The organism is Bacillus sp. HMA207, from assembly GCF_003402455.1.
GTDB classification, from domain to species: domain Bacteria; phylum Bacillota; class Bacilli; order Bacillales; family Bacillaceae_G; genus Bacillus_A; species Bacillus_A cereus.
Window position 1 is genome coordinate 770,347 of sequence record NZ_BEZT01000001.1, and the last position, 16,371, is coordinate 786,717.

Below are 16,371 nucleotides of genomic sequence, written 5' to 3' on the forward strand. Positions count from 1 at the left end.
ATACAATAGATGATGTAGTACTCACGTCTATACAACTAAAAAATACTGTAATTTAAAGGAGATAAATTATCATGGAAAAAATCTTTAAAGTAACTAGCGACTCAGGAATTCATGCTCGTCCAGCAACTCTACTTGTAAACACTGCAAGCAAATTCGGTTCTGACATTAACTTAGAGTATAACGGAAAGAACGTTAACTTAAAATCAATCATGGGCGTTATGTCTTTAGGCATTCAACAAAACGCAGAAATTAAAATCACTGCAAATGGTGATGATGCAGCTCAAGCACTAGCAGCTATCGAAGAAACTATGAAAAACGAAGGATTAGGAGAATAATGACTCTTAACATTCAAGGGATCGCTGCATCAAGTGGGATTGCTATTGCAAAGGCTTTCAGACTTGAAAATCCTGAATTTAACATCGAAAAGAAATCAATTACAAACGAAGCTGCAGAAATTGCACGCTTAGACGCTGCGCTTGAGAAAGCAAAAACTGAATTAGAAGCTATTAAGGACCACGCATTTGCTGAGCTAGGTGCTGACAAAGCTGCGATCTTTGAAGCACATTTATTAGTGTTAAATGATCCAGAACTAGTAAATCCAGTAAAAGATAAAGTAAATAGCGAAAAAGTAAATGCTGAATTTGCAATGGATGAAGTTGCATCAATGTTTATTTCTATGTTTGAAAACATGGATAACGAATATATGAAAGAACGTGCTGCGGACATTCGTGACGTAACAAAACGCGTTCTTGCACATTTACTAGGAATTAACTTCTCAAATCCTGGTACAATTTCTGAAGAGGTAATCATCATTGCTGAAGATTTAACACCATCTGATACAGCTCAATTAAACCGTAAGTATGCAAAAGGTTTCACTACTGATATCGGTGGACGTACATCTCACTCTGCAATTATGGCTCGTTCTATGGAAATTCCAGCTGTTGTTGGTACGAAAGTTGTTATGGAGAAAATCCAAAACGGCGATATCGTTATCATTGACGGTTTAGATGGAGAAGTAATTGTAAACCCATCAGAAGAAACTCTTCGTTCGTTTGAAGAAAAGAAAGCGAAATTTGAAGAGCAAAAAGCTGAATGGGCTAAATTAAAAGACCAAGCTACTGTAACAAGTGACGGACATCACGTTGAGCTTGTTGCAAATATCGGAACACCAAATGATGTACAAGGTATTATCGATAATGGCGGAGAAGGCGTTGGCTTATACCGTACAGAATTCTTATACATGGGCCGTGACAATCTTCCAACAGAAGAAGAGCAGTTCGAAGCGTATAAAGCAGTTCTTGAAGGTGTAAAAGAAGGTCAGCCAGTCGTTGTTCGTACACTTGACATCGGTGGAGATAAAGAGCTTCCATACTTACATTTACCAAAAGAAATGAACCCATTCTTAGGATACCGTGCAATTCGCTTATGTCTTGATGAGCAAGATGTGTTCCGTACACAACTTCGTGCATTACTTCGTGCTAGCGTATACGGTAACTTAAAAATTATGTTCCCAATGATTGCAACTCTTGATGAGTTCCGTCAAGCGAAAGCGATTTTATTAGAAGAGAAAGCGAAACTTGTAGAAGCGGGTACAACTGTTTCTGATTCTATTGAAGTTGGTATGATGGTTGAAATTCCAGCTTCAGCAGTATTAGCAGATCAATTCGCGAAAGAAGTTGACTTCTTCTCTATCGGAACAAATGATTTAATCCAATACACAATGGCTGCAGACCGTATGAACGAACAAGTATCATACTTATACCAACCATATAACCCATCTATTTTACGTCTTGTAAAAATGGTTATCGATGCTGCTCATAAAGAAGGCAAATGGGCTGGTATGTGTGGTGAGATGGCGGGCGATTCACTTGCTATCCCATTATTATTAGGATTAGGTTTAGATGAGTTCAGTATGAGTGCAACATCTATTCTTCCTGCAAGAACACAGCTAAGCAAGTTGTCAAAAGCAGAAATGGAAACATTAGCAGAAAAAGCATTAATGATGTCAACTGCTGAAGAAGTTGTTGAACTAGTTAAAAGCATATAATTAATAAAAAAACCTGAGTCGATTTGAAATCGGTCTCAGGTTTTTTCTATGAGAAAAGTAAATCTTATTTGCTTACTATCGAGGATAAGAGACAGAATTAGATAGCGATTGCAACGATATCAGTTGGGCATACACGTAAAATACCAGTAAAAGTATTTCGATTTTGATTGTTCTTATCGTCTTTATTGTTATCTTTGTTGTCTTTGTCATTACGAGCTAAAGCAGAGAAAAGAGCAACACCGTTAGCGAAACCTTCAAAAATAACATTGTTGAATGTGCCGTTACCTCTAATGCTTAAAAGAGAAAGTTCTGTTCCAACTGAAATGTTAGCAAGTACGTTACATACAGCTGGTTGTTGTGGTCTAACCTCTCTCTCTCTCTCTTTCTCGCGATGGTCGCGCTCTCTTTCATGATGATGACATTCTCTAAAGTTATCACAGCATCCAAATGATCCAAACATAATCCTCATCACCCCCTTCACACTTATAATCTATGTAAGTTCGGTAGTTAGTGACTGGACAGAGAGTGGAATTTTTTCTAGGGGATTTTCTCATTTTAAATGACTAGCTGGGTGTTTAGTATGGAATGATGTTTAAAATAGGGGGAATATAACAAAAAAATGTAAAAACCACCGAAATAAATGAAATGGGTAGCCTTTACACTTTTTTACTTTTATATAAAACGATGATATATACAGGAAGAGCTAGGAGTAGTGGTACAATGGATCGTGCAGTATGTTTTTCTGATTCTAATTGGAATGCTTCTTCTTTTGGAAATTGTAAAATGGAGATGTTTGCGGCATCACCAATAAAATATAGAAGCAGTACAGTTACTATGTAACATAAAAGTGCGATAAAGCTTCCGTATGAACTCAATGAAAATCCCTCTCTTGTTATCTATTTGTTATCATTGTATCACAATTGTAACAAAAATACACGGGTATATTTCAACGCCTTAACAAAATTCGACACGAAACGTCACGTTTATTTATGAGAAGGGAATAGAATATACTTTTCCATAAGTATAAATGTCGAATGATTTGTAGTAATATTACAAAAGTATGACAGGGAATAAAAAAACGAAGGCAATGTAGTTGCCTTCGTTTTTTATTATTTTGCCCACTCGCTCACTTGCTCTACGCTCATGCGAGGTGCAGGGTGGCCTTTTAAAGTTGATTCACCAATTGTAATAAGCATAATTGGAACGTAACGAGATGAAACGTTAAATTCGTCTGTCAGTGCTTGTGGATTGAAGCCACCAATAGCACAAGTATCCCAACCAGTTGCTTTAGCTGCAAGCATAAGTTGCATTGCTGCTAAAGATGCATTTGAAAAGGCAGCATCTCTTGGGAATTGTTCACGAGCATATGCAGATTCAATATTTTTAGCTAAGCGTTCTTTTGCTTCTTCTTTCATAAATCCTTGTTCTACAATTGGACCATATACTGGCTCAACATTTTTATAAGCTTCTAAATCACCTAAAATAGCGACTACTGCAGAAGCATCAAGAATTTGTTGTTGGTTATAAGCTATTGGATGTAATCGTTTTTGTACATCTTCACCTTGAAAAACAAGGAATTTCCAGTGTTGTAAGTTCCAAGCGGAAGGTGCTTGTGCTGCTGCTTTTAAAATCTCATGTAATTCTGTAGATGAGATTTCTTTATTTGGGTTGAATGCACGTGTAGATGTGCGTTCATATAGAACGTTAAAAAAGTTGTCGTTTGTCATAATATATCCTCCAAATTGTATATAAAATTATCAGGAAAACGCAATGTATATTACTTACATTTTGTAAGTTATCGAATTTAAGAATATAATATCTTTATTTTAATTGTCAAGTTTTAAGAAATAAGCTAGGGCATTCATACAAACGATATAATTCCTATAATCATACACTAAAAAAGGAATTTATAGAGTGAAAAGGGAAGATAACATTCTCAATTAGCTTGTTAATATGTATTTCTCACAAATTAAAGTTTATTGGAGAACAGTCTTTTAAAAATATTTGTGAGGAATTCAGTAGAACAAGATATATGAAGTGAGTGAAGACTAGTGATGAACATACTACATTTTTTATTAGAGAATACGGTTTTCCAAAATGTGTTACAAGATCTGCAGTTAAATGTCCTTTATATAGAAAATGGATGTAAACATCAACAAACGATAGAAAATATCCATCCAAAATGTATGTTTATAGCAAATAGTTTTGAAGAGGGTGAACTATTATTTCAAAGAACGAAACCGCACATTATAATTATGTATGTAACAGATTATTCTCAAATAAAATATATAAAGAATATGTATACCTCGCAAAGTACATTCATTGTCATTTGGGATCAACAAATAACAAAAGAATTTACAGATGTACTTGCATTAGGAATACGTAATATTGTAATAGCCCCTGTAACTCCGCAAGCAGTGTTAGAAGAAGTGAATAAGAGTTTGTATCAACTTTCTTTGGTAAGGCAAGTTAGTTTACAACAGGAACTGCTTCAAACGATGTTTGATTTTCAAAATGATTTATTATTTATAGTAGAAGATGATGAAATTGTTGATTGTAATACAAATTTTTTAACGTTTTTCGGATATGAAAATTTGTTTGCCTATCGCGAGCAACATTTAGTATTTGCTGAACATTTTATTAGAGAAAATGGATACTACTCGACGACGCATGATATAACATGGCTAGACGATACTTTATCAAGCGGTAGAAGAATTAAGATGTCAAATTATGAAGGGGCAGTATCTACTTTTCTATTACGTGCGACACCATTGCCAGAAGATTTATCAAGATTTATTGTAAAGTGCACGGAAATTACAGAATTAGATGAAATCTATCAAGAACAAGAAAGACTTGCTATGATAGATTCATTGACAGAGATTTATAATCGTTTAAAGTTTCAACAAATACTAGAGGTAGAATGGGAAAAGGTAATACGTAATGATGAGAAAATAGCAATTATTTTATTTGATATAGATAATTTTAAAACAGTTAATGACACATATGGTCATGATTTTGGCGATTTGGCATTAATACAACTTGCAGAGCTTATGAAATCTAAAGTGGAGCAGCAACATGTATTTGCAAGATGGGGAGGGGAAGAATTCATTATATTAGTGACAAATACAGTAGAAAAGGAAGCATTTCAAGTTGCGGAATCATTACGATTCTTCATTGAAACAAAGCAATTCACTGGAATTTCGAAGTTAACAGCTAGCTTTGGAGTTGCGTTATATGAACAAGGAACTACAAGAGAAGAATTAATGCAACGAGCGGATATTGCATTATATGAAGCGAAAAAAAATGGAAAGAATCAAGTATGTGTGTATAGAAAAGAAAAAATGTGATTTTTCGCAACAAATTGTTGCGATTTTTTTTTATTGTTTGATAATAGAATAGGGGGACAATTTTTAGCGAAGGAATTATGGAGGATTAATATGATAAAAAAAGTAATGGTGGTGGCTTCACTGTCTGCTATAGTTGGCGGCGGAGTATACTATTTTCTTGTTAGCCCCAATATAAAGGAAAACACTGTATTAACAACGAAAGTGAATCCTACTATTGAATCGGAAGTACAAGGGAATATAGAAGAAAAAGAAGAGCAACAAATTGATTATGCTAGCATATCTCAAAAATTAGATCAATATTTAGTCGGAAAGCAATTCAATGGAACAGTTTTGGTAACAGATAAAGAGCATGTTATATTGAATAAAGGATATGGGTATGCTGATGTTCAAAATAAAATAGAAAATACGCCTCAAACAAAATATCGTATCGGTTCTATTACGAAAACAGTCGTTGCCACATCTATTTTACAGCTGCAAGAACAAGGGAAATTGAATATTCAAGATAATGTAAATAAATATATTCCTTCATTTCCGGAGAATAAAAATATTACGCTATATCATTTATTAACGCATACCTCTGGTTTACCTGAACACGCAAAAGGCAATATTAATGCGGCTTCCCGCTTACAATTAATTAATTGGATTGGACGTCAAAATTTAGAATTTCCTGCAGGAACAGGTTGGAGATATACAGATTATAATTATATGGTGCTTGCTTATATAATAGAACATATATCGAAAAAACCTTTAGGAGATTACATAAAAGAAAACATATTTGTAAAAGCAGATATGCATGAATCCGGTATGGGAAATATGGTACCTGGAGATAAAAATTTTACAAAGGGTTATGTGAAAAAAGATCAAGAGCTTGTACCAGCGCAGAAGTTAGGCATGGATTGGCTATATGGTTGTGGTGAGATGTATACGACAGTTGGAGATATGAAGAAATTAGACGAAGCAATTATAAATGGAAAACTTCTTTCTGAACAAAGTATACAGGCAATGTTTTCACCTTCAGCAGAACGGAAATATGCATTTAGTTTATATATATATCCAGATTATTTTCATAATCATGGTGTATTATCTGGTTGGAACACTTTCAATAATTTTAATAAAGAAAAAGGAACTTTTGTTATTTTATTTTCAAATGTGAAAAATAGTATGGATGATGACTTTAATAAAGAGTTCCGAAAGATGGTAAATGATTTATTAGAACAAAGGGGATGAGAAAATGGAACATAAAACTTTATCAATAGGTTTCATTGGGATTGGCGTAATGGGAAAAAGTATGGTTTATCACTTAATGCAAGATGGTCATAAAGTATATGTATATAATAGAACGAAAGCAAAAACAGATTCTTTAGTGCAAGATGGTGCAAATTGGTGTAATACGCCAAAAGAGTTAGTGAAGCAAGTTGATATTGTAATGACAATGGTTGGATATCCACATGATGTAGAAGAAGTGTATTTTGGTATAGAAGGAATTATAGAACATGCAAAAGAAGGTACGATAGCAATTGACTTTACGACATCTACACCTACTTTAGCAAAACGGATTAATGAAGTTGCAAAAAGCAAAAATATATATACGTTAGATGCACCTGTCTCAGGAGGAGATGTTGGTGCGAAAGAGGCAAAACTCGCAATTATGGTAGGTGGGGAGAAAGAAATATATGATAGATGCTTACCTTTACTTGAAAAGTTAGGAACAAACATTCAATTACAAGGACCAGCTGGGAGTGGACAACATACAAAAATGTGCAATCAAATTGCGATTGCTTCCAATATGATTGGAGTATGTGAAGCTGTTGCTTACGCGAAGAAGGCTGGACTGAATCCAGATAAAGTGTTAGAGAGTATTTCAACAGGGGCAGCAGGTAGCTGGTCATTAAGTAATTTAGCTCCTCGAATGTTAAAAGGAGACTTTGAGCCAGGATTTTATGTAAAGCATTTTATGAAAGATATGAAAATTGCTTTAGAGGAAGCAGAAAAATTACAATTACCAGTCCCAGGCTTAAGTTTGGCGAAAGAATTGTATGAAGAGTTAATTAAGGATGGCGAAGAAAATAGTGGAACACAAGTACTATATAAAAAATATATAAGGGGGTAAACGAGGTGGACCTTCAAAAGTTTGATGAGATGATTGATACTGTACAGCGAGCTACTTGTATGCAAATTAATGAAAAACAAAAAGAAGCTTTTAAACAAAAATATGATTTTGAACCAGAATTTGAATATGGAAGAGATGAGAAGGGGCATTATGTAATTCGAACCTCAAAAAAGATGTTAGAAGAAATGGAGTTTTATTTAGCATTGAAATATGATCGTGATGGAGTGGATCTTTATATGCAAGCTGAGATTGACGGCATATTTTATGTATCTATTAGCTATGGTGAAGATGCCCTACATCTACAAGAATTGTTTCAATTTCTAGAAGAAAATAAATAAAAGTCCTCAAATGAGGACTTTTATTTATTTAGTCATCTTTAATTTTTATAATTATAAGTTAGAAGCCCGGCGGCATCGTTCAACCGGGAACGGGATAATTTGTGCGATATGATTAGGACCAAATTGTTTTGTACGAGCATGGCGTATTATATAAAAAGCACACAGAATTGAAACAGGAATAGCGCCGAATAAACCAAATAATAAAGCGCTTACACAAGATGCGACAAATCCTAAAACACCAATTTCTAACTCTTCCATAATAGCTCCTAAAATAACAGGAAATGCTCCACATGTAACTCCAAGTATAAGTGCGATAAGTAAGCTCATGATTATCCCCCTCTGTTTGCGATATTATTTTCCTTCTTAGTTAATTGTAGTATATCACACATAAAACAGAATTTTCAGAAAAAATTCAATGAATGTTCAAAAAATGTTCGAAAAATGCACTTGAAAAATCAAGGTGTTAAATTTGTGATGAAATGGTACTTTCAAGTAAATAAAAAATCAGGCTTATTTCAAAATGAAATAAGCCTGTTCCATAGGAGGATGTATATATGTAGAGTGAATAAAAGTTTGGAAAAGGGGGTCCAAGTCCTTTTATTCAACTAACTACCTTAATAGATTGGAACCCAGCCTTCAGTTGTCACAAAAATACGAATAGCTACAACTTGGCGATCATCTTGCAAGGTAAAATAATGTCTTGCATTTTCAGGAACAGATATTAAATCGCCTGGCTCAAGTTCAACATCAAAGAATTTCCCATCTTTACCTTCAATAGCGAAAATGCCATGACCACTGACGATAAAGCGAACTTCGTCATCTGTATGATGGTGTTCCTTTTGGAAATTAATTAATAATTCGTCAAGGTTAGGGGTGCTATTTGAAAGTGAAATTACATCATGTGCTTTATAACCACGGCGTGCTGAAACATCAGCGATTTCTTTTGAAAAAATAGCTAATATTTCAGCTTTGTTTTCATCTGTTAACGAATAATTTTCATTTAAATGAGTAGGAAGTTTAGAAATATTCCATTTCTCATATAAAACGCCTTCCTCTTGTAGAAATTTAGATACTTCCACTTCATTTTCAATACGAGTATTTACTTCATGAATACGAATTTGCGCCATTAGAAACGCCTCCCTGAATTGATAATAGTTTTATATGAAATTGGAATAAAAACTCATAAGCTTCTAATCTCTTCTTTGCATCAAAGCTATCTCGGCCCCATACAGTAATACCGTGGTTACGGATTAATACTGCACCCGAATCTCCTTGTATATGCTTTCGGAAGTTTTCTCCAAGCGTTGGGATATGGGCATGGTTTTCGATAATAGGAATGTGAATTGTTGCACCTTCTTCCCAAATATCGAGTGCTTTAATAATTTCTTGATTTTGAAGGGTGACTGCATCACTATATAAATTTGTGATGACATTATTATCGGTTGTATGAACATGAAGTACGCAACCGGCATTCGTATTGTTATAAATGTGTGTATGCAATATTGTTTCTGCTGAAGGACGTAATTCAGTCTCTAAAACGGGAACTCCTACATGATCTACTAATAGAAAATCATCTGGAGTGGTTTTTGTTTTATCTTTACCGCTTGCCGTAATAAGAAAAGTAAGTGGTTCATGACTAACCTTTATAGAAATATTACCACTTGTTGCTGGGAACCAATTTCGTGTTGTTAACTCTTTTTTTATCTCGCTTAAGTCATACCATTGACGAAAAAGTTGTTTCATGCCTTCACCTCCAACAAAAGTTTTAATTCAGCTTGCACATCTTGAAATGTTTCAAACGGTGTATAAGCAATATGATTTTCTGCACACTTTGTAATAAGAAAATCGCGAGCGAATACTTTATCAGCTTGTTTCGCGGCTTGTAAATCAGTAATAGAATCTCCAATTACAATATGAAAGTCATCTGTATCACTTAATTTACGGATTAATGATGATTTACATAATCCGCAATGATTTTGACAATGATCATCACAAGAATGAGGCCATTTAACTGTAATAAACTCTGCTGAAAAGTCTGTTTCATTACAATAAATTTGCTCTTTTGGAATGATTCCTTGTAAGAGTGGATAGACGAAGAAATCCATTCCACCTGATATCACGTAAAAAGAAATGTTATTTTCCTTTACGAATTGTATAAACTCATGAAAACCACTACGGATTTCAGCAGTTTCTATTAAAAATTGAATAATATCATCGTGCAGATTAGTAGGTATTAATTGAAATAATTGAGAAACACCTTCTTGAATGGATAGTTCTTGTGATAAAATTTTATTCTTTACTTCTTCGGCTTCTGGTGGTGCGAATTTTTCCATAATGGACATAATGTTATCATTATTTGTAATCGTGCCATCGAAATCACAAAATACTTGAATACTCATAATTTCACCTCATAAGAGGGATTTCCCCATATTTGTAGTGCACTATGCAAATTTATGTCGTCTACTTCATGGAGTGGTTTATTTTGCAAAGTAGCATCAATTGCAGTACGAAAAGCTTTACCGCCGCCTTGCGCTCCATTTGGATGTCCGTGTATCCCGCCGCCAGCATTAATAACAACATCTTTACCGAAATCTCGTACAATAAAGGGAACGAAACCAGGATGAATACCAGCAGACGGAACAGAAAAGCTCTTCTTGAAAAATGCATCGTCTTCAGTTAAATATTTTGAGATAGCAAGAGCCTCCTCTTTTTCTAGCGCAACACTTCCGTATGGAGATGGGAATAATGAAAAGTCAGCCCCAGCATAACGTAGTAGCTTTCCAAGTAATAATGGAGATGAAACTCCATATAACTTGGATGCTGAATAAGCACCACTTACAGCAGGATGTGCCATAATAGGAACTGGGATTTCATCATCTTCTGCAAGTGATTGTAGTACATCTAGTCCGTAAGCAAATACGTTAAATAATAGAATATCAGCTCCAGCTTGCACTGCACGTTTAGCATTTTCTTTTAAATCAAAAGTTCGCCCTGTTAAATTTACGGCATATAACGTTTTATGACCGTATGTTTCGTAGACAGATTGTAAAACTTCTTTTCCAGATACAATGCGTTTCGTAAGGGGTGTTAATGCATTTTCAAATAATATTTCATCATCTTTTACTATATCTACACCACCAATTGCTTGATCGCGTAATTGCGTTTTTAAATACCCAATGTTTCGTCCAATCATTCCTTTAAAAATACTCATTAAAAGGGGACGATCATGCACTTGTAAAAGATTTCGAATACCATCTATCCCGAATTTTGGACCAGGAAAATGTTTTTTTAACTCGTCTGAAAAAGTTAAGTCAATTAGTTTTACTTCGCCATCAAGTGATAGCTTTCCAAATGTAGTCGTTAAAATCGCTGGTAAATCTGGACTGAAGTTTAATAGCGGATATTCGATTTTAATAATTCCGCGTTTTACTTTTTTACGTAAATACGAATTGGTATGTTCATGTTCAGCTAATTCCTCAACATGAATGACGTTGCCTTTATGCTGCTTTAATTGTTCTTGCAATAAGTGTGGCAAATGAGTCCAAGAGCCAATTGTTAAACCGAGTGCAATTTGCTCAGCTTTTTTTTCTAAGTTATGTGAATCATCATGGATTAAATACGTCGCTATAATTCCGCTCATTGTTATAACCTCCTAGTTAAATAAAAAAACCTCTCAGCTAAGGAGAGGTTTTTTTACAACCAGCTCCTTATCTGTCAGCGTAATGCTGCGAGAATTAGCACCGTGTCTACAATTGTAGATCGGTTGCCGGGTTTCGTCGGGCTCGTCCCTCCACCTGCTCTTGATAAGAAGTATTTAGAAATGTTTAAATTTTTAAGATAACTGAATTTTGTCAGATATTTTTCGTGTTGTCAATTACTTTTTGAAAAAATTTAATTTATCAATTCGATTAATGGCTTCTCGTAATCTATCTTCTGTATGCAAGAGACCAACACGGACATACCCTTCCCCATGCTCACCAAATCCAACACCAGGAGCAACTGCGACATGTGCTTTTTCTAGTAAAATATTAGAAAATTGCTCAGAGGTATATCCTGTTGGAACGGGAAGCCATGCAAAGAATGATCCTGTTGGAATGTCTACATTCCAACCAATTGAGTGACAGGCTGAAATAAGAGCGTTTCTTCGAGATTCGTAACTATTTACAAGGTCTATTACACAAGACTGTGAACTTAATAGCGCTTCTCGAGCAGCATCTTGAACTGCACCGAATATACTAACATACATATGATCTTGTAATAGGTTAATTGTTTCAATCACACTTTCATTCCCTACAGCAAAAGCGATGCGCCAGCCAGCCATATTGAAAGTTTTTGATAATGTGTAAATTTCAATTCCTATATCTTTCGCACCATCTGCTTGCAAGAAACTAACAGGTTTTTGACCATCAAATCCGATAGCGCCATAAGCAAAATCGTGAACAACTAATATATTATGTTTATTAGCAAAGTGAATGGTTGCATCAAAAAAATCTTTTGATGCAGTAGCACCGGTAGGATTATTTGGATAGTTTAAAAACATTAATTTTGCACGCTCTGCAATAGAGTCATCAATGTTCGTATAATCTGGCAAAAAGTTATTTTCTGCAATAAGCGGCATTGTTTCAAAGTGTGCTTTTGCTAAAGCAACCCCGGATAAATAATCTGGATAACCTGGATCCGGAACGAGAATCGTATCACCGGGATTTGTAAAACAAATCGGTAATTCTACTAGTCCAGCCTTCCCTCCAAACAAAATAGCAACTTCAGTTTTTGGGTTTAATTCCACGCCGTATTCATGTTTATAGAATGTAGCCACGGCTTCCTTTAAGCTTTCATGTCCGCGAAATGGCGGATATTTATGATGAATGGTCTTTTCGGCAGCATCTTGTAAAGCTTTTACGATATGCTGCGGTGTTGGTTGATCTGGATTACCTTGACCTAGATTAATAACATCGTGACCAGCTGCAACGACTTTGTTAACTTTTGCAACAAGTGAAGCGAAAAATTGTGTTGGCAATGATGTTACTATCTCAGAAGGTTGAAATAATTTCATACTTTCCACCTCTTTTGAAAGTTGTTACAATTCTAGTGACAAATGATATAATCTTTCCAGTATTTTGTAAAGAGAAAAATAAGAATGGGGCTGAAAAAATGAAAGTCGCATGTATTCAAATGGATATTGTTTTTGGAGATGTAGAAAAAAATATTGAGAATGCTAAAAATAAAATAAGTGAAGCTATGAAGGAAAGGCCAGATGTTATCGTCTTACCAGAACTATGGACAACAGGATATGATTTAACGAGACTTTCTGAAATTGCAGATAGGGATGGAGTGGAAACGAAAGAAAAGTTAATAGAATGGGCGAAGCAATATGATGTACATATTGTTGGTGGGTCCATAGCAAAGCAAACAGAGCAAGGCGTTACAAATACGATGTATGTTGTAAATAATGAAGGACAGTTAGTCAACGAATATAGTAAAGTACATTTATTTCAGCTTATGGATGAACATAAATATTTAATAGCTGGTAATGGTACGGGCGAATTTAAGCTAGATGATGTTGAATGCGCTGGAACAATTTGTTATGATATTCGTTTTCCAGAGTGGATGCGTGTTCATACTGCTAAAGGGGCAAAAGTATTATTTGTTGTAGCAGAATGGCCATTAGTTCGTTTAGCACATTGGCGTTTGCTATTGCAAGCAAGAGCAGTTGAAAATCAGTGTTATGTTGTTGCGTGTAATAGAGCAGGAAAGGATCCGAATAATGTGTTTGCAGGTCATTCTTTAATTGTGGATCCTTGGGGTGAAGTTGTAGTAGAGGCGAATGAAGAGGAATCAATTTTATTTGGAGAGCTTGTATTCGAGAAAATTAGAGAAGTACGAAAAGGAATTCCAGTTTTTGCGGATCGTCGTCCAGAATTATACAAATAAAATGTTGACAAGTGATTTTTATTCTTGGTATAGTCATCAACATAAAGTTAAAAATTCAAAAAATTATACAACTCTTATCAAGAGCAGGTGGAGGGATTTGGCCCGATGAAGCCCAGCAACCGACCGTAATACCATTGTGAAATGGGGCGTTTATTACGCCAAAAGGCACGGTGCTAATTCCAGCAGAAAGTAAAACTTTCTGGCAGATAAGAGGGGAGAAGATAAACTTCAAACCTCTTTCTTAGTGGAAAGAGGTTTTTCTGTGTTAGAAAAACCTCTGAATTTAAAAAGGGGGAGAAGACGATGGGATATTATTCATTAACAGAAATAACAGCTGTACAATATGCGAAAGATCATGGTTATTTTGAAGAGAAGGCAAATGTCATTTGTCATGAAATTGGAGATGGAAACTTAAATTACGTGTTCAAATTAGATGATGGAGAGAAATCCATTATAATAAAACAAGCACTGCCTTATGCTAAAGTAGTTGGTGAAAGCTGGCCATTGTCTATAAAAAGAGCAACGATTGAAAGCAAGGCATTACAAATTTTTGCGCAGTATGTACCGGATTATGTTCCAGTAGTGTACAGTCATGATGAAGAGTTAGCGATAACGGTAATAGAAGACTTATCAAGACTAACAATTACAAGAAAAGGATTAATAGACGGAGAAGAATATCCGCTTTTATCCCAGCATATTGGTCGTTTTCTAGCACATGTTTTATTTTACACTTCAGATTTTGGTTTACAGTCAGAAGAGAAGAGGATACTAGAAGGTACCTTTGTAAATCCGGACCTATGTAAAATTACAGAGGATTTAGTGTTTACAGATCCTTTTGGGCATTATGATACAAATGATTATGAGCCAGATTTACAGCTCGTGGTTGATGAACTTTGGAGTGATAAAACTTTAAAACTAAAAGTAGCACAATATAAATATAAGTTCTTAACAAGAAAAGAAACTCTTATTCATGGTGATTTACATACTGGTAGTATTTTTTCGTCACCTTCTGAAACGAAAGTGATTGATCCAGAATTTGCGACATATGGCCCATTTGGATTTGATATAGGTCAATTTATTGCAAATCTATTATTAAATGCTTTATCTAGAGAAGAAGAAAAGAGAAGTGTACTATTTTTTCATATAGAAAAGACGTGGAGTTATTTTGTAGAGACTTTTACAAAGTTATGGATTGGGGAAGGTGTAGAAGCATATACGAAAGAAAAACAATGGTTACCAATTATTTTGCAAAATATCTTTACTGATGCTGTTGGATTTGCCGGATGTGAACTAATTCGTAGAACAATTGGTTTAGCTCATGTAGCAGATTTAGATGAAATAGAAAATAAAGAAACAAGAATTCAAGCTAAGAAACAAGCGCTATCCTTAGGAAAAGAACTAATAAAATATGAATCTAAAAGTGCTGATATTCAACTGTTTCGAACATTATTTCAACAGACAGTTTCAAGGGGTGTAAAAGCATGAGTACAATTGTTACTGTTCCGAGATCTGTAAGTTGGAAAGGTGATGCAATTGCAGTATTAAATCAAACGAAATTGCCACATAGCACAGAATACAAAACATTAACGACTATTGAAGGGGTTTGGAAAAGTATCATAATGTTAGAAGTACGTGGAGCGCCTGCAATTGGAATTGTAGCTGCATTTGGCTTGGCGCTTGCAGCGAAAAAATATAATACTTTACATATCGAAGAATTTCAAAAGAAGTTTAATAGAGACTGTAACTATTTAGGGACATCACGCCCAACGGCAGTAAATTTATTTTGGGCAATTGATCGTATGAGAGAATCTATTCGAGAGATTACTACAATAAAAGAAGCACAAAAAATATTAGAAGAAGAAGCGCTTCGCATTCAACAGGAAGATGAAGAGGTGTGTCGAAATATTGGGGAATATGCGTTAACATGTTTTAAAGATGGCGATAATATTTTAACAATCTGTAACGCTGGAAGTATCGCAACTGCCAGATATGGAACTGCATTAGCTCCCTTTTATATTGGAAAAGAGAAAGGTGTGCGTTTACATGCATATGCGTGTGAAACGAGACCAGTTTTACAAGGTGGTCGCTTAACGACGTGGGAATTGAAGCAAGCAAATATTGATGTGACCCTTATAACAGATAATACTGCAGCTCATGCTATTCAAACGAAAGAAATAAACGCAATTATTGTGGGGGCGGATCGAATTGTCGCAAATGGAGATACAGCCAATAAAATAGGGACAATGAATTTAGCTATTTTAGCAAAGTACTTTAATATCCCATTTTACGTTGCTGCGCCACTGTCAACATTTGATGTTACGAAAGAAACTGGAGCCGAAATTATTATTGAAGAAAGAGATGAAACAGAAGTTACGAAAATCTTTGGAAAACAAGTAGCACCAATTGGAACGGATGTTTATAATCCAGCATTTGACATAACGCCGAATGAATTAATTACAGGAATTATTACTGAGAAAGGTATTATACGCGGGGACTATAAACGAGAAATTGCATCATTATTTGAAAAACAAGCTAATACATAATAGCTTGTTTTTTTATGCCTAAATGCAGTGTTTTCTCTTACTTATATAATGAAAG

At 34.9% G+C, this 16,371-nt stretch carries 18 protein-coding genes and 2 riboswitches; of the genes, 9 read left to right on the forward strand and 9 right to left on the reverse strand.

The genetic code is table 11. The annotated features are described in order from the left end of the window. Positions 1–71 precede the first annotated feature (71 nt). On the forward strand, positions 72–335 hold the full coding sequence (gene ptsH / locus HMAS_RS04275; protein ID WP_000411080.1) for a phosphocarrier protein HPr: 264 nt from the start codon (positions 72–74) through the stop codon (positions 333–335). Beyond that, positions 335–2,047: a phosphoenolpyruvate--protein phosphotransferase gene (gene ptsP, locus HMAS_RS04280; protein ID WP_000174207.1), complete on the forward strand. Its 1,713-nt coding sequence runs from the start codon at positions 335–337 to the stop codon at positions 2,045–2,047. Before ptsH ends, ptsP begins: the two co-directional genes overlap by 1 nt. 97 nt (positions 2,048–2,144) lie before the next feature. Here ptsP and HMAS_RS04285 read toward each other — a convergent pair whose 3' ends face one another. The 3 genes from HMAS_RS04285 to HMAS_RS04295 form a co-directional block, all read right to left on the reverse strand. After that, on the reverse strand, positions 2,145–2,507 hold the full coding sequence (locus HMAS_RS04285; protein ID WP_000468040.1) for a DUF3915 domain-containing protein: 363 nt from the start codon (positions 2,505–2,507) through the stop codon (positions 2,145–2,147). Between the two features lie 196 nt (positions 2,508–2,703). Beyond that, positions 2,704–2,922 carry a hypothetical protein gene (locus HMAS_RS04290; RefSeq protein WP_000100485.1) on the reverse strand — a complete coding sequence of 73 codons (219 nt, stop codon included), beginning with the start codon at positions 2,920–2,922 and terminating at the stop codon, positions 2,704–2,706. Between the two features lie 234 nt (positions 2,923–3,156). Beyond that, positions 3,157–3,774: a nitroreductase family protein gene (locus tag HMAS_RS04295; RefSeq protein WP_000180387.1), complete on the reverse strand. Its 618-nt coding sequence runs from the start codon at positions 3,772–3,774 to the stop codon at positions 3,157–3,159. A gap of 327 nt (positions 3,775–4,101) precedes the next feature. Between HMAS_RS04295 and HMAS_RS04300 the strand changes: the two genes are divergently transcribed. From HMAS_RS04300 to HMAS_RS04315, 4 genes are all read left to right on the forward strand, one after another. Continuing rightward, on the forward strand, positions 4,102–5,394 hold the full coding sequence (locus HMAS_RS04300) for a GGDEF domain-containing protein (RefSeq protein ID WP_001023185.1): 1,293 nt from the start codon (positions 4,102–4,104) through the stop codon (positions 5,392–5,394). A 90-nt stretch (positions 5,395–5,484) separates the two neighbouring features. After that, positions 5,485–6,621, forward strand: coding sequence for a serine hydrolase (locus HMAS_RS04305; protein ID WP_025709089.1), 1,137 nt, complete (start codon positions 5,485–5,487; stop codon positions 6,619–6,621). Positions 6,622–6,625: 4 nt separating this feature from the next. Beyond that, positions 6,626–7,504, forward strand: coding sequence for an NAD(P)-dependent oxidoreductase (locus HMAS_RS04310; RefSeq protein WP_000400431.1), 879 nt, complete (start codon positions 6,626–6,628; stop codon positions 7,502–7,504). Positions 7,505–7,509: 5 nt separating this feature from the next. Beyond that, positions 7,510–7,842, forward strand: a complete 333-nt coding sequence (locus HMAS_RS04315; protein ID WP_000365620.1) for a DUF3909 family protein — start codon at positions 7,510–7,512, stop codon at positions 7,840–7,842. Positions 7,843–7,893: 51 nt separating this feature from the next. Here the strand turns inward: HMAS_RS04315 and HMAS_RS04320 are convergent, their stop codons facing one another. From HMAS_RS04320 to HMAS_RS04345, 6 genes are all read right to left on the reverse strand, one after another. Next, entirely contained in the window at positions 7,894–8,169 is a 276-nt protein-coding gene (locus tag HMAS_RS04320; RefSeq protein WP_000054659.1) for a hypothetical protein, read from the reverse strand. Between the two features lie 287 nt (positions 8,170–8,456). After that, the gene (locus HMAS_RS04325) at positions 8,457–8,969 is read right to left on the reverse strand and encodes a 1,2-dihydroxy-3-keto-5-methylthiopentene dioxygenase (protein ID WP_000057313.1); all 513 of its coding nucleotides are present in this window, start codon (positions 8,967–8,969) and stop codon (positions 8,457–8,459) included. Further along, complete coding sequence (locus tag HMAS_RS04330; RefSeq protein WP_000811341.1) at positions 8,947–9,585, reverse strand: methylthioribulose 1-phosphate dehydratase; 639 nt, start codon at positions 9,583–9,585, stop codon at positions 8,947–8,949. The genes HMAS_RS04325 and HMAS_RS04330 overlap by 23 nt, the downstream gene beginning before the upstream one ends. Further along, positions 9,582–10,241, reverse strand: coding sequence for a 2-hydroxy-3-keto-5-methylthiopentenyl-1-phosphate phosphatase (locus HMAS_RS04335; RefSeq protein ID WP_025709088.1), 660 nt, complete (start codon positions 10,239–10,241; stop codon positions 9,582–9,584). The genes HMAS_RS04330 and HMAS_RS04335 overlap by 4 nt, the downstream gene beginning before the upstream one ends. Continuing rightward, entirely contained in the window at positions 10,238–11,482 is a 1,245-nt protein-coding gene (gene mtnW, locus HMAS_RS04340; RefSeq protein WP_000014180.1) for a 2,3-diketo-5-methylthiopentyl-1-phosphate enolase, read from the reverse strand. The genes HMAS_RS04335 and mtnW overlap by 4 nt, the downstream gene beginning before the upstream one ends. 64 nt (positions 11,483–11,546) lie before the next feature. After that, positions 11,547–11,652, reverse strand: a riboswitch (SAM riboswitch). 64 nt (positions 11,653–11,716) lie between these two features. Continuing rightward, complete coding sequence (locus HMAS_RS04345) at positions 11,717–12,895, reverse strand: pyridoxal phosphate-dependent aminotransferase (protein ID WP_000765508.1); 1,179 nt, start codon at positions 12,893–12,895, stop codon at positions 11,717–11,719. A 14-nt stretch (positions 12,896–12,909) separates the two neighbouring features. On the opposite strand from HMAS_RS04345, the gene HMAS_RS04350 reads away from it, so the two are divergent. The 3 genes from HMAS_RS04350 to mtnA all read left to right on the forward strand — a co-directional run bounded on the left by HMAS_RS04350 (position 12,910) and on the right by mtnA (position 16,316). Then, complete coding sequence (locus tag HMAS_RS04350; protein ID WP_016123295.1) at positions 12,910–13,773, forward strand: carbon-nitrogen family hydrolase; 864 nt, start codon at positions 12,910–12,912, stop codon at positions 13,771–13,773. 71 nt (positions 13,774–13,844) lie between these two features. Beyond that, positions 13,845–13,986, forward strand: a riboswitch (SAM riboswitch). A 90-nt stretch (positions 13,987–14,076) separates the two neighbouring features. Further along, the gene (gene mtnK / locus HMAS_RS04355) at positions 14,077–15,258 is read left to right on the forward strand and encodes an S-methyl-5-thioribose kinase (protein WP_000542682.1); all 1,182 of its coding nucleotides are present in this window, start codon (positions 14,077–14,079) and stop codon (positions 15,256–15,258) included. Further along, entirely contained in the window at positions 15,255–16,316 is a 1,062-nt protein-coding gene (gene mtnA / locus HMAS_RS04360; RefSeq protein WP_000104624.1) for an S-methyl-5-thioribose-1-phosphate isomerase, read from the forward strand. Before mtnK ends, mtnA begins: the two co-directional genes overlap by 4 nt. The last annotated feature ends 55 nt before the right edge of the window (positions 16,317–16,371 follow it).

What these genes read in the sequence shown, in the direction of transcription:
- HMAS_RS04300 (WP_001023185.1), top strand. Translation starts at nt 4,102, where the DNA reads ATGAACATACTACATTTTTTATTAGAGAATACGGTTTTCCAAAATGTG.
- HMAS_RS04320 (WP_000054659.1), bottom strand. Translation starts at nt 8,169, where the DNA reads ATGAGCTTACTTATCGCACTTATACTTGGAGTTACATGTGGAGCATTT.
- HMAS_RS04330 (WP_000811341.1), bottom strand. Translation starts at nt 9,585, where the DNA reads ATGAAACAACTTTTTCGTCAATGGTATGACTTAAGCGAGATAAAAAAA.
- HMAS_RS04295 (WP_000180387.1), bottom strand. Translation starts at nt 3,774, where the DNA reads ATGACAAACGACAACTTTTTTAACGTTCTATATGAACGCACATCTACA.
- HMAS_RS04325 (WP_000057313.1), bottom strand. Translation starts at nt 8,969, where the DNA reads ATGGCGCAAATTCGTATTCATGAAGTAAATACTCGTATTGAAAATGAA.
- ptsP (WP_000174207.1), top strand. Translation starts at nt 335, where the DNA reads ATGACTCTTAACATTCAAGGGATCGCTGCATCAAGTGGGATTGCTATT.
- HMAS_RS04345 (WP_000765508.1), bottom strand. Translation starts at nt 12,895, where the DNA reads ATGAAATTATTTCAACCTTCTGAGATAGTAACATCATTGCCAACACAA.
- HMAS_RS04335 (WP_025709088.1), bottom strand. Translation starts at nt 10,241, where the DNA reads ATGAGTATTCAAGTATTTTGTGATTTCGATGGCACGATTACAAATAAT.
- mtnW (WP_000014180.1), bottom strand. Translation starts at nt 11,482, where the DNA reads ATGAGCGGAATTATAGCGACGTATTTAATCCATGATGATTCACATAAC.
- ptsH (WP_000411080.1), top strand. Translation starts at nt 72, where the DNA reads ATGGAAAAAATCTTTAAAGTAACTAGCGACTCAGGAATTCATGCTCGT.
- HMAS_RS04305 (WP_025709089.1), top strand. Translation starts at nt 5,485, where the DNA reads ATGATAAAAAAAGTAATGGTGGTGGCTTCACTGTCTGCTATAGTTGGC.
- HMAS_RS04310 (WP_000400431.1), top strand. Translation starts at nt 6,626, where the DNA reads ATGGAACATAAAACTTTATCAATAGGTTTCATTGGGATTGGCGTAATG.
- mtnA (WP_000104624.1), top strand. Translation starts at nt 15,255, where the DNA reads ATGAGTACAATTGTTACTGTTCCGAGATCTGTAAGTTGGAAAGGTGAT.
- HMAS_RS04285 (WP_000468040.1), bottom strand. Translation starts at nt 2,507, where the DNA reads ATGTTTGGATCATTTGGATGCTGTGATAACTTTAGAGAATGTCATCAT.
- mtnK (WP_000542682.1), top strand. Translation starts at nt 14,077, where the DNA reads ATGGGATATTATTCATTAACAGAAATAACAGCTGTACAATATGCGAAA.